Source organism: Marinifilum fragile, assembly GCF_963677365.1.
GTDB classification, from domain to species: domain Bacteria; phylum Bacteroidota; class Bacteroidia; order Bacteroidales; family Marinifilaceae; genus Marinifilum; species Marinifilum fragile.
Map to the genome: position 1 here is coordinate 4,520,551 of NZ_OY781962.1, position 15,072 is coordinate 4,535,622.

At 34.7% G+C, this 15,072-nt stretch carries 14 protein-coding genes; 8 read left to right on the top strand and 6 right to left on the bottom strand.

All coding sequences use genetic code 11. From position 1 onward, the window contains the following. The first annotated feature begins 25 nt into the window (after nt 1-25). On the top strand, nt 26-829 hold the full coding sequence (locus tag ACKPCA_RS18355) for a DUF4412 domain-containing protein (RefSeq protein WP_321280341.1): 804 nt from the start codon (nt 26-28) through the stop codon (nt 827-829). On the opposite strand, the gene ACKPCA_RS18360 is transcribed toward ACKPCA_RS18355, so the two are convergent. Beyond that, on the bottom strand, nt 813-1,856 hold the full coding sequence (locus tag ACKPCA_RS18360) for a transglutaminase domain-containing protein (RefSeq protein WP_321280342.1): 1,044 nt from the start codon (nt 1,854-1,856) through the stop codon (nt 813-815). The genes ACKPCA_RS18355 and ACKPCA_RS18360 overlap by 17 nt on opposite strands. 183 nt (nt 1,857-2,039) lie before the next feature. Between ACKPCA_RS18360 and ychF the strand changes: the two genes are divergently transcribed. The 4 genes from ychF to ACKPCA_RS18380 all read left to right on the top strand — a co-directional run bounded on the left by ychF (nt 2,040) and on the right by ACKPCA_RS18380 (nt 5,910). After that, a complete protein-coding gene (gene ychF / locus ACKPCA_RS18365; RefSeq protein ID WP_321280343.1) occupies nt 2,040-3,140 on the top strand; it encodes a redox-regulated ATPase YchF in 1,101 nt (366 codons plus the stop codon). Nucleotides 3,141-3,300: 160 nt separating this feature from the next. Next, nucleotides 3,301-3,678, top strand: coding sequence for a fluoride efflux transporter CrcB (gene crcB, locus ACKPCA_RS18370; protein WP_054714135.1), 378 nt, complete (start codon nt 3,301-3,303; stop codon nt 3,676-3,678). A gap of 57 nt (nt 3,679-3,735) precedes the next feature. Continuing rightward, on the top strand, nt 3,736-4,086 hold the full coding sequence (locus tag ACKPCA_RS18375; RefSeq protein ID WP_054714137.1) for a DUF190 domain-containing protein: 351 nt from the start codon (nt 3,736-3,738) through the stop codon (nt 4,084-4,086). 198 nt (nt 4,087-4,284) lie between these two features. Further along, nucleotides 4,285-5,910, top strand: a complete 1,626-nt coding sequence (locus ACKPCA_RS18380) for an alkaline phosphatase family protein (protein ID WP_321280344.1) — start codon at nt 4,285-4,287, stop codon at nt 5,908-5,910. A 467-nt stretch (nt 5,911-6,377) separates the two neighbouring features. On the opposite strand, the gene ACKPCA_RS18385 is transcribed toward ACKPCA_RS18380, so the two are convergent. The 5 genes from ACKPCA_RS18385 to mutY all read right to left on the bottom strand — a co-directional run bounded on the left by ACKPCA_RS18385 (nt 6,378) and on the right by mutY (nt 10,549). Then, a complete protein-coding gene (locus tag ACKPCA_RS18385; protein ID WP_321280345.1) occupies nt 6,378-7,007 on the bottom strand; it encodes a 4'-phosphopantetheinyl transferase family protein in 630 nt (209 codons plus the stop codon). Between the two features lie 13 nt (nt 7,008-7,020). Beyond that, the gene (gene gldD / locus ACKPCA_RS18390) at nt 7,021-7,605 is read right to left on the bottom strand and encodes a gliding motility lipoprotein GldD (RefSeq protein WP_054714148.1); all 585 of its coding nucleotides are present in this window, start codon (nt 7,603-7,605) and stop codon (nt 7,021-7,023) included. 28 nt (nt 7,606-7,633) lie between these two features. Continuing rightward, entirely contained in the window at nt 7,634-8,872 is a 1,239-nt protein-coding gene (gldE, locus tag ACKPCA_RS18395; RefSeq protein WP_321280346.1) for a gliding motility-associated protein GldE, read from the bottom strand. 125 nt (nt 8,873-8,997) lie between these two features. Then, entirely contained in the window at nt 8,998-9,423 is a 426-nt protein-coding gene (locus tag ACKPCA_RS18400) for a single-stranded DNA-binding protein (protein ID WP_054714155.1), read from the bottom strand. Between the two features lie 76 nt (nt 9,424-9,499). Next, nucleotides 9,500-10,549, bottom strand: coding sequence for an A/G-specific adenine glycosylase (gene mutY / locus ACKPCA_RS18405; protein WP_321280347.1), 1,050 nt, complete (start codon nt 10,547-10,549; stop codon nt 9,500-9,502). Nucleotides 10,550-10,699: 150 nt separating this feature from the next. Between mutY and ACKPCA_RS18410 the strand changes: the two genes are divergently transcribed. The 3 genes from ACKPCA_RS18410 (at nt 10,700) to ACKPCA_RS18420 (ending at nt 14,900) form a co-directional block, all read left to right on the top strand. Continuing rightward, complete coding sequence (locus ACKPCA_RS18410) at nt 10,700-10,984, top strand: HU family DNA-binding protein (protein WP_054714163.1); 285 nt, start codon at nt 10,700-10,702, stop codon at nt 10,982-10,984. A 248-nt stretch (nt 10,985-11,232) separates the two neighbouring features. Next, nucleotides 11,233-12,783, top strand: a complete 1,551-nt coding sequence (locus tag ACKPCA_RS18415) for an Rne/Rng family ribonuclease (RefSeq protein ID WP_054714166.1) — start codon at nt 11,233-11,235, stop codon at nt 12,781-12,783. A 119-nt stretch (nt 12,784-12,902) separates the two neighbouring features. Next, nucleotides 12,903-14,900, top strand: coding sequence for a protein-disulfide reductase DsbD family protein (locus ACKPCA_RS18420; protein WP_321280348.1), 1,998 nt, complete (start codon nt 12,903-12,905; stop codon nt 14,898-14,900). Nucleotides 14,901-15,072: the final 172 nt, after the last annotated feature.

A 15,072-nucleotide genomic window follows, 5' to 3' on the forward strand; every position in this document is an offset into this window, starting at 1 on the left:
GTAATTATAATACTATTGATATTATATGAGTAAATCCCTATTGTATACTTTAATTTTTCTTTTTTGTTTGATTGGAATTGTAATTTTCTTTTCAAGAAACGATGGCTTGATCGTAAAAATGAATATCAATAAGAATGGAACAGAGTTTAGAAATATTTATTATTTATATAAGGATAAATTTAAAGTAGTTACAGAGAATAATTCGATAATTTTCTCGAAAGATGAGCTAAGGTTGCTGGATACAAGGAAGAAAAAGTATTGGAGCGGCAGCATTAAAGAATTTAATAAATGTTTGTTAGATTCCAGGTTTGGTTCAGATATTCAGGTGATTGCCAGAAATAATTATTTTGAGAAGAGTTTGAAAAAACTAGACTTGAGCAATGTAAAAAAAATTCTGGAAGGAATATCTGGCAAACAAAATGAACAACAGCCACTAAGTGAAATCAAGAGAACGCCAGACTACTGCTCGATTGCGGGATTTGCTTCAAGAAAATACCTGATAAAGCAAAATAATAAAATAGTAGAAGAAGTTTGGATTGCTGAGAATCTTAAGCATTACATTAACTATGATCTGAACCTGGATTTGTACAATGATTATATGGCAAGTTTACTTCAACATACTGAGTCCAAACTGTATTTGCATTTGGAATTATTTATGGATGTAATCGAAAATGGATTTCCAATGAAAATAACAATGTATGGTGGTAATTCCATTACACAAACAGAAGTGAAGCAGTTGATTAAAAAGAAACTTTCGGATTCTATTTTTGAAGTTGGTAATGGATATGAAAAGGTTGAATTAGGTATCTTAATCAATCCAAAAAGATAAAGTTTTCACTTTCCTGCTCTATAATCCGCTCTACAATTCTCAAATTATCTATACTCTGCAACCTCATAATTTTAGAAGAAATATCGGTTGAAGCACTAAATAATTCAATAGCTTTTGTTAGTTTTTTTCTTGCTTTGATGAAGTAATAATACTGTAATGCGTCAATATCTCCTTCGTAGTTTAAAATAATTCTTGCAAATCGATAATATTCCATTGCCAAATTGAATTTGTTAGCTGGATTTACACGATAAATTTCATCTGCAGTTTTTAATCTTCGTTTGGCATTCGTTAGTTTGTTATACTCCAAAATACTGTCAGTAAAATTATAGTTTTCAGGTGCTTCATTCAAATGTTTGATGATAGCTACTTCACCAGCATTGAATACCTCCAAAGGGACAGGATTTTTTAAAAATTGCCACATTGGTATTAATGGCAAATGCGTATTAATAAATTCTTCTGGCATAGCCATAAAAAATTCATTGGCTTGGCTTTTTATTCCTGTATACTCTAAAATCGCATTGGCCCAACTTAAATCGAAACAAAACCAAACTCCATCAACTTTTGCCACGTTCCATGCATGTGTGGCACGATCCTGCAATGCTCCATTTTTAGTAATATATCCACTAATTGAATAACATTCGATTCCAGACTGATCGCAGAAATATTGAAATAAACGCGAAAATCCTTCGCACACAGCTTTTCTTCGCTTTAAAACACAAACTGGAGATGAACAATTGTTTGAACCAATATAGAATAACACCTTGGGATCATACAATAGCTCAATTTGATTTTTGTATTTGATGTTTTTAATAATCCAAAAATAGAAGGCTCTAACAGCTTCGGTTTGATTGGTGGTAGGTTCGATTAAATAATTATGGAGATTAATAATGTTATTGGCAACACTATCAGGTGTTTTTCTAACATGCCTGTCGATATGACTGAATTTAATATTTCGAGACTCCTGAGCATTTATCAATGCAAAAGGAATAAAGGACAGAAGTAATATGACTATTAATTTTCGATTCATACTTGTGATATAAAACTAGTAAAATATAAGTTAAATAGTTCATATCGTAAGATTCTTTTTAATCGATTAACATTTTTTTAGGAGATCATAAGGAAAATTGGCACATCGGAAATTTAAATGTACTTTTGCACAGATTTTTAAAAAAATAGAATAAAAAGCAAATCAAATTAATATAGAATTGCCATGGCATTACAGTGCGGAATTGTAGGATTACCAAACGTTGGTAAATCGACTTTGTTTAATTGTTTATCGAATGCAAAAGCTCAATCGGCTAACTTTCCATTTTGTACAATTGAACCAAATGTGGGAGTAATTACAGTACCTGATGATAGATTAATTAAACTTTCAGATTTGGTTAATCCTGAAAGAGTGCAGCCAGCAACCGTTGAGATTGTTGATATTGCAGGTTTGGTAAAAGGTGCGAGCAAAGGTGAAGGTTTGGGAAATAAATTCCTTTCCAACATTCGTGAAACTGATGCTATTATTCATGTATTACGTTGTTTCGATAACGATAATATTACACACGTAGATGGTAATATTGATCCGGTTCGCGATAAAGAAACAATCGACACGGAGTTGCAATTGAAAGATTTGGAAACAGTTGAAGCTCGTCTTCAGAAATCTGCAAAAATTGCTCAAACTGGTAAAGATCCTAAAGCTAAAAAATTAGTAGAGGTGTTAAACCGTTACAAAGAAGCTTTGGAACAAGGTAAATCAGCAAGAACAGTTGAGCTGACTGAATCGGAAGAAGAAGTCACAAAAGATCTTTATTTACTTACAACTAAGCCAATTCTTTACGTTTGTAATGTTGATGAAGCTGCGGTAAAAGAAGGTAACAAACATGTTGATGCAGTAAAAGAAGCTATAAAAGATGAGAATGCGGAGATTTTGCTGATCGGAGCTGCAATTGAAGCGGATATCGCAGAATTAGAAACTTATGAAGAGAAACAAATGTTTCTTGAAGATTTAGGTCTTGAAGAACCAGGAGTGAACAAGTTGATTAAAACTGCATACAAATTATTGAACTTGGAAACTTACTTTACCGCTGGTGTAAAAGAAGTTCGTGCATGGACTTATCCTAAAGGTGCAAAAGCTCCTCAAGCTGCAGGTGTTATTCACACTGATTTTGAGAAAGGTTTCATTAGAGCAGAGGTAATTAAATACAGCGACTACATAGAACTTGGTTCTGAAAATGCTTGTAAAGAAGCTGGAAAAATGAATGTTGAAGGTAAAGAATACGTTGTACAGGATGGTGATATCATGCACTTCCGTTTTAATGTATAAAAACCAAAGTAAAAATATAGATGATGGCCATTCAGTTTTGAGTGGCCATTTTTTTGCATACTCACGAAGTATAAATAATTTCAAACAATAACAGTATCTTTGCCACTGACAATGAATTTATCTGATTCATTGCTAATTATTCATTATTAATTGATTTAAGATGTTACGTACACTATTGCTAATCGGCATGGGAGGTTTTTTGGGAAGTATTTCCCGTTTTTTAGTTGGTCAGGCATTGCACCGCTTTTTCGATACCGTTTTTCCTATTGGTACCATGACTGTTAATATTGTAGGTAGTTTTATCATCGGGGTTGTATACTCGCTTGCCGAACGCGATAATTTAATTAGTCCTGAAATCAGGATGTTTCTTGCCGTAGGTTTTTGTGGGGGCTTTACCACATTCTCATCCTTTGCATTCGATAAACTGAATCTTTTAAAAGACAGTGGATTTTTGTATCTTTCTCTATATCTGGGAGGAAGCGTTTTTCTTGGTTTATTGGCAGTATATTTAGGCACCCAGATTTATAAATTGTTTTAGTTCAGATTTTAGAATGAGAGTTTCAGTTCTACGATCTGACATCTCATATCTGAAGCGATGAAATTAAAGGGCAAGGCAAAATTACTTCGAGTATTTATTGGTGAAGCTGACAGGGTGTACCAGCGTCCTTTGTATGAATCCATTGTTTATGGAGCAAAAAAATACGGCATGGCTGGCGTTACAGTTCATCGTGGAATCATGTCTTTTGGAGCCAGTTCAAGAATTCATACTTCTAAAATATTTGCGCTTGCCGATGATTTGCCAATAATTGTTGAGATTGTTGACTCCACCGAAAAAGTAGAAGGTTTCCTTCATATCCTGGAACTGTTAATCGAGAAATCGGGTGGTGGAGGACTGATTACCATGGAGCAGGTTGATGTGATCCGTTATCAAGCTCAATCTAAATAATATTGCAATACTGCACAACAGTTCCATAAATCAGAGTGAATCCATTATATTTGTTGCGGACAATTTTTTGATACCATTTTAGTTGTTAATATACAAATGGAGATCATGCCGATAGATTGCTAACACTCAGTTATGAGCTTAGCGAAATAAGTGAGTAGATCTAGCAACTAATCGGTATAACATCAACACTTAATAAGGATGAACAAACGAATCGGATTTATATTACTGATATTTTTTATTGCCAACCTATCATTAGCTCACGCTCAACGAACTCGAAAAATTCCTTCTGAACAACCTAAACTGGTTGTAGGAATCGTAGTAGATCATTTGCGTCCTGATTATTATTTCCGATTTTCAAACCTGATTGGTGAAAAAGGGTTTAAGCGTTTAATGAACCAGGGAACCTACTGTAAAAATGCGAAGTTTAGCTACTTGTATTCACAAACGGGTCCCGATCATGCAACCATATTTACCGGAACGCCGCCATCTTATCATGGAGTAATTTCACATGGCTGGTACGATAGATTATCAGGCGAACTAAACTTGGCCAAAGATGATGGGGATGCTAAAATTGTTGGCATTGAAACCAAAGAAAAAGGCAAATCCCCCAAAAACTTATTGGCACCAACCGTTGGCGATGAAATTAAACTATTCAATCATCACTCCAGGGTAATTGGAGTTGGTTTAAATGCCGAATCTGCATTATTTTCTGCAGGTCATGGAGCTGATGGAGCCTACTGGATGGATGATTTATCAGGAAAGTTTGTTACATCTTCTCACTATCAGGATACTCTTTACAATTGGGTAAGTGAGTTCAATAATAAGAATTTTGCCGATTTCTATATGGATCGTATCTGGACGCCATTTGATGGACAAGACAAACCTGGAATTTCAGAAAAGATTTTGGGTAAAGTTGGACTATCTTCAGATTTCTATTACGATTTGAATAAGGAGAAGAGAACTTACGGATACAAAGCCATCAAGGCAACTCCGTTTGGAAACATGCTGGTAAAAGATTTTGCCATTTCTGCCATAATAAACGAAAACTTAGGGCGCGATGATGATACCGATTTTCTTGCCATAACCTTTTCATGCTTGGATTACAAACACAGGGAACTTTCTCCTTTTTCTGCCGAAATGATTGATAACTTTATCAGATTGGATAGAGAAATAGAACACTTTCTGAATTTCCTTGATGAGCAGATCGGCTTAGAAAATGTGCTTGTGTTCCTAACTGCAGATCAATCGGCAAACTACACGCCTGAAAATTTAAAAGCACAAAATATTCCTAACGGATATTTTAGCTCCTACAACGCAATGGCATTACTAAAATCATACTTGAATGTTTTGTATGGGAGTGGTGATTGGATTTTAGGATACGATTCTCAACAGGTTTATTTAAATCATCAGTTGATTGAAGATTCGAAACTATCCTTGGAGGAGATGCAGTTAAAAGCAGCCAACTTTTTAATTCAGTTTACGGGAGTGGCCAGTACCATTCCAGCCAGCAGTTTAATTACTGCAAACTATACGCATGGGGTGATGCAGAAAGTGCAGCGTTCGTTCAATCAAAAACGATCAGGAGATGTATTGATTACCCTTGAACCAGGTTGGATGCACAAGACTAAGGATGAGAGAGATGAAATTGCTCAATACAGTTACACAAACCAGGTTCCACTGTTTTGGTATGGATGGAAAATCAAACGTGGTACAGTATCTCGCACGGTTTATGTAGAAGATATCGTTCCAACAATTTCTAATTTCTTGAACATTTCGATCCCCGCAGGTTGCGACGGTAATCCTATTGAGGAGTTGACGCAGTAATCAAGATTTTTTGAAGGAACAGATTTGATTAGGCTTATATCCAATAAATTTTTAAGGAAGTACATAAGATTATACTGCCAAAGCAATATTTTTTTTAAAATACATATGTAATGGTGGCTATACCTCAATTAATTTTTATAGAAGCATGCTTTATCATGCTGATAAAGCATTTGTTTTTTTAGGATTCCATTTGCATATTGGTTTTGTCACTTTCTACTTTGGTAGAAGGGCATAAAATGTTTTTGGCGAGGTAATTGCTTTTTTGAGATTAGTATTTAGCTATAATTTTATACTCTTCTTTTTTTTCAGAAAGGGGGATAATGATACCAGGAGGTCTATTGTTTTTTTTATATGGAGCTTTTACGATGATTTTATAGCCTTCTACTTTGGTAGAGAGATCTAAAATGATGATGAAAGGCTTATTATTTTTTTAAAACCTGTGTTTCTTGATCATTTTTTATGCTGATTTATTTTAAAGAATAAACCAGCAAGTATTCATCAAACTGGATGTATTGGAAAGTGTAGGATTCAGAAAAATCATCACGGCAAACTTCCCCTGTGAATGTATCCTGACCAGGTGTGAAAGGATGAATCTTCAACTCATCAATTAAATGCACATCCTTTTTGCCATAGAATTTAATTAGACATTCTTTTGCACACCAGTGTTGGTATAGGTGGAAAGTTCGATCTTGATCTGAAATATTTTCCAGCTCCGATTCAGAAAGAAATCGCTTTGCAATTCTATGAACCCTATCTGATAGGTATTCCATATCTAAGGCAGGAATGGATTGCTTGCATACAAATATGGCAGCAAAATTCTTGGTATGACTGACACTAATATTTAAATCGGAACCAACTAAAAACGGTTTTCCATGTTCGTTGTTCTCAATTCTTAAATCAGAAGAAATGTATTGCTGAACCAGCAATCGGGTAGCTAAATACTCTTTTTTCCTTGATTCACTGCCAAAACCATTGTATTTTTCAAGCTCTTTATCGTCTAATTTAACTTGATTTTTGAGGTAATCTATCTCTTCATCAATTTTCCAGATGTATAGATTACAGTCCTCGCTAATATGTAGGTGTTTATATAGAGGCATTCGTTTCAGAATATTATTTTGACCACTCTAAGCTTTCTATCAACTTTACCACATCTTTATCGATATACTGAATTACCGGAGCCAATGAATCTTGGTTTGGATGTTCTTTAAAGTAAAGTGCACCACGCAAAAAATGCTTGGTACTGTCAGTTGCAACAAATTGCACCGATGAGGCAGCATTTCCTTTGATTCGATAAATCAGCGCATATACATTTTTATCCTGATTTAGGAATGCTTGCTCACCAATGGCATCAGCTTTAATACTGTGTTTGTATGCCATTTTTCGCGAGTCTTCAAGGTACTCCTCCACATTTCCATTTACACTTTTATAGCTTAAATGAATCGTAGCCTTGTAATCGGGATACTGAATGTTTAACCAATATTTTTCGGCTCCTTTACTCTTGTCAACGCTCACATTGGCAATCGACAATCTATCGAAACTGTATGGGTAATTATTGCTCCAGTTTTCATACTGTTTTTCTGGCAAATCAATACGAAAATAGCCTTTAGGTTTTGGTGTGTATTTCTCTTTACAGGATATAAAACCAAGTGCAAGAAAGGCAATAAGAGTGTATGAAACGAACTGAGTTAACTTCATTTTGTACTGTATTCAGATGTAATGTTTTTTATTTGGCTAATTTCGCTTTAGGAGGCAGAAAACGAATTTTTTTGATTCGTCTATTGTCAACGGCTTCTACAATAAATTTAAAATTCTGGTGCGAGAATTCTTCCTTCTTCTGAGGAATTTCACCTTTCATTTCCAGTAAAAGACCTGCCAAAGTATCGGCGTCACCTTTTATATCTTCAAATATATCAGAATCTACGTCAGTTATTTTAAAGAAGTCGTTTAGCAGAGTTTTTCCTTCGAACAGGTAAGTGCCATCTTTTTCAAGCGTATAAGTGTCCTTTTCTTCATCCGACTCATCGGTAATGTCTCCAATAATTTCTTCCAGGATATCTTCCATGGTAATAATTCCGGATGTACCCCCATATTCATCAACAACAATGGCCATGTGGTTTTTCTGAGTTTGAAACTCTTCCAACAAATCGTTGATCTTTTTGGTTTCAGGCACATAAAATGGCGGCCTGATTATAGATTGCCAACGAAAAGTGTTTGGTTTATGGTGATGAGGCAACAGGTCTTTCACATACAAAATACCTCGCACGTTGTCGAAAGTCCCATCATACACAGGAATTCTTGAATAACCCGAATCGATTAGAATCGATTTTAGTTTTCCAAAACCAGTTCTTACATCAATGGCAACCACATCCACTCGCGATTTCATAATTTCCACCACATTAATATTTCCAAAATTTACAATTCCTTCCAGAATTTCCATTTCTTCACTGATTTCATCGGCAGTTAATTCAAGCGCCTGCGATAAATCACCCATGGAAATATTTTGCTTTTTGGAAATTCGTTTGTTAACAATCGAAGTGGATTTAATTAGAATTACCGACATGGGTCTGAAAATCTTTTCCATATAGAACAAAGGAAAAGCCATGAATTTTGAAAATCTAACTACAGTTTGCGTGGCATAAACTTTTGGAATGATTTCACCAAAAAGCAATAACAGGAAAGTAATAATTACCACCTGAACCAAAAATCCAATGGTTGGTGTATTTGAGAAATCTACTATCGAATTGGTAATAAAGCTGGAAAGAATAACGATTCCAACATTTACAAAGTTGTTCCCAATTAGAATAGTTGCCAGTAGCTCCTCAGGCATTCTTAAAAGTTTTAACAACTTTCGGTTTTTGTGATTTTCTTCTGCCTCGATATCACTTATTTGCTGTGGGGATAACGAAAATAAAGCAACTTCAGAACCTGAAATCAAAGCGGAGCAAAATAAAAGAAGTACCATTACAAGCAAACTTATAATGGTACTTATATCTAAAGTGTGAAAAACAATATCAGAATTGTTTAAAAATAGTGTTGAAAAACTGTCTGTTTCCAATTTTTTCTCAAGTTAGTTAACACTCGTGTAATTTAGAATGGAAGATCATCAGTTTCTTCCTCCATAGAACTATCAGCAGCAGCTGTTGGTTGAGCCATTTCAGGACTTGCTTGTGGAACATTTTCATTATCACCTTTTCTACCCAACATTTGCATGTTCGAAGCCATAACTTCTGTGATGTATTTTTTATTTCCATCCTGATCTTCCCAAGATCTGGTTCTTAAGCTACCTTCAATATACAATTGCATACCTTTTTTTACGTAGTTTTCAGCAACCTTTGCCAATCCGCGCCAAAGAACAATGTTATGCCATTCGGTTTGAGTAACTTTTTCACCATTTTTGGTATAGGTTTCACTTGTAGCAAGAGGAAAATTACAAACACTGACATCATTGTCAAAGTATTTTACTTCAGGATCTTTTCCTACATTACCTACTAGAATTACTTTGTTTACTGACATATGTTTAAATTTTTAGTTAGCAATACTTTAAAGTTACAAACTTTTATGTTGTATCATAATATATTTAAGCCTTATTTTAAAAATCAACATTTAAAATGTGATTGTTAATTAATTTAGGGAATGGGTATTTTTCCGATTCCATTTTATTTATAAAAATAAACCTTTTGAAATTTTTGATTTCCTTGTCACCAATATCAATATGGATGAATTTGGTATTGATATTCTGATGCGTTAATTTGTGCACGATATTATCACTAATTGATTGTATTACCAAATTGGAAGAATCAAAAATCTCTTTCCATTGATCTGATTGTAACAATTGCTCCGTTGAAAGTTCAGTATTACTCTCAATAAGGGGATATTGATACATATTTTTCCAAATATCTTTTCCCTCTCTTTTTTCAATGGCAAAACGACCCGAACAAGATAGGAACAAATAGTAAAAATATCGATTCTTAGACTTAATTTGTTTGCTCTTTACAGGCAATTGATCTACCATATTTGAATTGTGCGCAAAACAATTAGAATTTAAAGGACAATTGCTACAGTTGGGCGGCTTAGGAGTGCATTGTAATGCACCAAATTCGATCATTGCCTGATTGTAAATTTCAGGTCTTGCATTGCCCATAGTTTCAGTAGCAATATTTTGAAATAATTTTTTCCCTTCAGTACTATCAATGGGAGTTTCTATACCAAACAATCTGGCAAGTACTCTATATACATTACCATCTATTGCCGCATAAGGCAAATTGAATGCAAAAGATGAGATTGCAGCAGCAGTGTATGTGCCTACGCCTTTTAAAGCAAGAATTTCTTTATAAGTGTTTGGAAATACACCTTTATATATGGTATAAATTGTTTTTGCTGCATAATGAAGATTCCTGGCTCGGGAATAGTAACCCAAACCTTGCCATAAATTCAAAACTTCTTGCTCATCTGCTAATGCTAAATCTATTACAGTTGGAAACCTTTTTGTAAATTTGTAATAATAGTCAATTGCTGTGACAACTCTGGTTTGTTGTAACATGATTTCAGAAATCCATATTAGATATGGATCCCTTGTATTTCGCCAAGGAAGGTCGCGTTTGTTATCGCAATACCAGTTTATGATTTGGTTATTAAGCATCTCGAAAAAAAATGTATGATTCAATTTTTTTCAAAAATGCGTAAAAATATTTGTTTTCGATTTCGTTAATAACTGGAAATCTTATATATTTGCAATCTGATTTGAGGAAATGATGTTGTAAATAATTGATAATTAAAGATTTTTTAAGAGATGACTAAAGCAGATATTGTTAACGAGATTTCTAAAAACACAGGAATTGAGAAAATTACAGTTCAGAAAACTGTAGAAGCTTTCATGGATACAATTAAAGGTTCATTAGTAAAAGGAAAGAATGTGTATTTGAGAGGTTTCGGAAGTTTTATCGTTAAGAAAAGAGCAGAGAAAACTGCAAGAAACATTTCTAAAAACACTACAATTATAATCCCTGAACACTTTATTCCAGCTTTCAAGCCTGCGAAAACTTTCGTAAGTAAAGTGAAGACTAACGTAAAGTAGTTTTAGATTTTTAAATTCATTAAATAATTCGAAGTTATGCCTAGCGGAAAGAAAAGAAAAAGACATAAGATGGCTACGCACAAGCGTAAGAAAAGACTAAGAAAAAATCGTCATAAGAAGAAGAAATAGTTTTCTTATAGCTTGTTTGTAAGAACAAAATAAATAAACCTAAAGAACTTTTTAGTACTTTAGGTTTATCTATTTGTAAGAACTGATTACCTTTAATAAAAATAAGAAGAATTTAAATAGTGAGTAACGAGCTTGTAATTGATGTAAACCCTAATGAAATTGTAATTGCTCTGCTTAGCAACAAACAATTGGTTGAACTAACCAGAGAAAAAAGTAATCTTCAGTTTGCGGTAGGAGATATATATTTGGGAAAAGTAAAGAAGATTATGCCCGGGTTGAATGCTGCATTCATTGATGTTGGGTATGAGAAAGATGCTTTTTTGCATTATCTGGATCTGGGACATCAATTCCGTTCACTAAATAAATTCTTACAACAGGCCTTGGCAAGGAAAGGTCGTAATCTGTCCATCTCGAAAATGAGATTGGAACAGGACATTGATAAGAATGGTAAAATGTCCGATGTTCTTAAGTCGGGACAATACATTCTGGTGCAGGTTGCCAAGGAACCAATTTCTACAAAAGGACCGAGACTTTGCTCGGAGATATCCATTGCAGGACGAAATATTGTTCTGATTCCTTTTTCGGATAAAGTATCTATTTCTCAGAAAATCAAGTCAACCGAAGAGAAAAGCCGTTTGCGTCAGCTGCTTCAAAGCATAAGGCCTAAAAATTACGGGATTATTGTAAGAACTGTTGCTGAGGGGAAACGCGTTGCTGAATTGGATCAAGAACTTCGATCTTTGGTAGAAAAATGGGAAGGAAGTTTCCAACATATCAGAGATATGCATCCTCCAAAATTGATTTTGGGTGAAATGGATAGAACCACTGCTATTTTGCGTGATATTTTGAATTCATCATTCGAAAATATCTATGTAAATGATGCAAGTGCTGCCAAGGATATTAAAAACTACATTGCAGGGATCGCTCCTGAAAAATCAAAAATTGTAAAGCATGTTACTGGTGATATGCCAATTTTTGACCAGTTGGGTGTTGATAAACAAATTAAATCTTCATTTGGTAAAACTGTTTCTTTTAAAAACGGAGCTTACCTTATTATTGAACATACCGAAGCTTTCCATGTTATTGACGTGAATAGTGGAAACCGTTCGAAAGCAGGAAACGATCAGGAAACAAATGCCGTTGAGGTGAACCTTGCTGCAGCAGATGAAATTGCTCGTCAGCTTCGTCTACGCGATATGGGTGGAATTATCGTTGTCGATTTTATCGATATGCATTCAGCAGAGAATCGCCAGAAGGTTTTTGAACGCATGAAAGAGGTGATGGGACTAGACAGAACCAAACACAATATCTTGCCTTTAAGTAAGTTTGGTTTGATGCAAATTACTCGCCAGCGCGTTCGCCCTGAAATGAACATCGAGATACAGGAAACTTGTCCTACTTGTCTTGGTTCAGGAAAAATATCACCAGCAGTTTTATTAACTGATCAAATTGAAGAAAAGTTAAAGTCGGTTGCAGATAGTGGTGAAAAGAAGCTAACACTAAAAGTTCATCCATTTGTTGCTGCATATATCAACAAAGGTTTCTGGAAGACATTACGTCGTGAATGGCAATCAAAGCTTGGAATTAAATTGGCGGTAATAGAAATTCCTTCATACGATTTATTGGGATTTAAGATTTTCGATGACAATAATCAGGAAATCGAACTATAATCATTCTATAAATACAAATTTCAAAATCCTCTTAAATAACTGTTAAGAGGATAATATGGTTTGGTGTAATTTGCTTATAATGCTAATTTTATATGCATTATAGTAAAAAACTAAACCATATGAAGCAAAAAATTCTCACCTTACTTCTGGGAATACTCCTTACAGGTTTCTTAAGCGCACAAGCACAAATTTTAGAAACTGTTTCCTGGGAATTTACTACTGAAAAATTAAGTGATACGGAATTTAATCTTGTCTTTAAAGCACAAATAGATCAGGATTGGCATCTGTATTCGCAACATTTCGAAGATGGAGGACCGGTTCGTTTGACTTTTACTTTTGAAGAATCGGAAAATTATGAACGCATTGGAGAAGTACAAGAAATTACCAAAGCCAAAAAATCTTTCGACGAAATATTTGAAATGAATATCGAATATTTTGAGCATGAAGCAATCTTAAAGCAAAAAATCAAAGTCCTATCCGATGCAGCATTTACCATTACAGGCGAGATGGAATATCAAACTTGTAGAGAAGGGGAGTGTGTGTTGTTTACTCCTGACTTCGAGTTTTCCATTAATGAGGGTAGTACAGTATCAAGTCGAGTTGATGGAACACCTGTAAAAGCAGAAAAGGAAAAAATTAATGCAATGAAAAATCCAAGAAAGGAATACGCTTCCTTGTGGTCATTGTTTTTCATTGCTTTTACCTTTGGTTTGATAGCTTTACTTACTCCATGTGTGTTTCCAATGATTCCCATGACTGTTTCATTCTTTATGCACAGTTCAGAGAATAGAAAAAAAGCTATTTTCAATGCTGTGTTTTATGGAGTTTCGATCATTGGTATTTATACCATTATTGGAACCATTGTAGCCATTACTTTGGGGGCTGATTTTGCCAATTGGTTGAGTACGCATTGGGTTCCTAATGTCATCTTCTTTGCCATTTTCTTCGTATTCGCTTTTTCATTCTTTGGAATGTTTGAAATTACTATGCCATCATGGTTGGTTAACAAATCTGTTGCAAAAGAGGATCAGGGAGGATTCGCAGGATCATTTTTTATGGCATTTACACTTGTATTGGTTTCATTTTCTTGTACAGGGCCAATTGTAGGTTCTATTTTGGTGCAATCGGCAGGAGGAGAGGTTTTGGAGCCTATTGTTGGGATGTTTGGATTCTCATTGGCATTTGCATTGCCTTTTACACTTTTTGCCATTTTCCCTTCATGGTTGAATAACCTTCCAAAATCTGGTGGGTGGTTGAATTCGGTTAAGGTAGTTTTAGGCTTTTTAGAACTTGCTTTAGGTCTGAAATTTTTAAGTATTGCCGATCAAACTTACCATTGGGGAATTTTGGATAGAGAAGTTTATCTGGGAATCTGGATCGTAATATTCACTTTAATGGGATTCTACCTGCTTGGTAAATTAAAGTTCAGTCACGATAGTGATTTAAAATACATATCGGTACCAAGATTAATGCTAGCAATTTGTTCATTTTCATTTGTAGTATACATGGTTCCGGGAATGTTCGGAGCTCCTTTAAAGGCCATTTCAGGTTATTTGCCACCACAAACCACACAAGATTTTGATATCTCTGCCATAGTGCGTGATCAATCTGGAGCCAGTTTTAAAGATGGCAAAAATGAGATTTGTGGAACACCAAAATACGCAGATAAATTGCATTTACCACATGGCTTAAAAGGTTATTTTGATTTTGAGCAAGGATTGGCTTGTGCAAAGGAGCAAAATAAGCCTATTTTTATCGATTTTACTGGACACGGTTGTGTGAACTGTCGTGAAATGGAAGCCAATGTTTGGTCGGATGCCCGAGTGCAAAAAGTGCTGAGGGAAGATTATGTGATTATTGCATTATATGTGGATGACAAACAGAAATTACCGGAGGAAGATTGGGCAACTTCCACCTATGATGGAAAAGTTAAAAAGACATTGGGAAAAAAATATGCCGATTTTCAGATTACAAGATTCGGTGTAAATGCACAACCTTATTATGTGCTTTTAGATCATGATGAAAATACGTTGGTAGAGCCACGAGCATACGACCTGAATGCAGACAAATTCCTTGAGTTCCTAGAGAACGGGAAAAAAGAGTTTACCAAAAGATAAAATAAGAATTGAATGATAAAGAACCGGAGCATCAATATGTTCCGGTTTTTATTTGGCTGATATTTATACTCATTATAAGTTTAAACCATTCTCTCATTTAAAAAGAATTCCTATTTTTGAAAGTTTGCCTTTCGAAAAAAATGGTAAGCCGCTTTAATCTTTTAAAAATTTA

Excerpts from the sequence above, each read along its gene's own strand:
- ACKPCA_RS18355 (WP_321280341.1), top strand. The coding sequence starts at position 26 with ATGAGTAAATCCCTATTGTATACTTTAATTTTTCTTTTTTGTTTGATT.
- ACKPCA_RS18360 (WP_321280342.1), bottom strand. The coding sequence starts at position 1,856 with ATGAATCGAAAATTAATAGTCATATTACTTCTGTCCTTTATTCCTTTT.
- ychF (WP_321280343.1), top strand. The coding sequence starts at position 2,040 with ATGGCATTACAGTGCGGAATTGTAGGATTACCAAACGTTGGTAAATCG.
- crcB (WP_054714135.1), top strand. The coding sequence starts at position 3,301 with ATGTTACGTACACTATTGCTAATCGGCATGGGAGGTTTTTTGGGAAGT.
- ACKPCA_RS18375 (WP_054714137.1), top strand. The coding sequence starts at position 3,736 with ATGAAATTAAAGGGCAAGGCAAAATTACTTCGAGTATTTATTGGTGAA.
- ACKPCA_RS18380 (WP_321280344.1), top strand. The coding sequence starts at position 4,285 with ATGAACAAACGAATCGGATTTATATTACTGATATTTTTTATTGCCAAC.
- ACKPCA_RS18385 (WP_321280345.1), bottom strand. The coding sequence starts at position 7,007 with ATGCCTCTATATAAACACCTACATATTAGCGAGGACTGTAATCTATAC.
- gldD (WP_054714148.1), bottom strand. The coding sequence starts at position 7,605 with ATGAAGTTAACTCAGTTCGTTTCATACACTCTTATTGCCTTTCTTGCA.
- gldE (WP_321280346.1), bottom strand. The coding sequence starts at position 8,872 with ATGGTACTTCTTTTATTTTGCTCCGCTTTGATTTCAGGTTCTGAAGTT.
- ACKPCA_RS18400 (WP_054714155.1), bottom strand. The coding sequence starts at position 9,423 with ATGTCAGTAAACAAAGTAATTCTAGTAGGTAATGTAGGAAAAGATCCT.
- mutY (WP_321280347.1), bottom strand. The coding sequence starts at position 10,549 with ATGCTTAATAACCAAATCATAAACTGGTATTGCGATAACAAACGCGAC.
- ACKPCA_RS18410 (WP_054714163.1), top strand. The coding sequence starts at position 10,700 with ATGACTAAAGCAGATATTGTTAACGAGATTTCTAAAAACACAGGAATT.
- ACKPCA_RS18420 (WP_321280348.1), top strand. The coding sequence starts at position 12,903 with ATGAAGCAAAAAATTCTCACCTTACTTCTGGGAATACTCCTTACAGGT.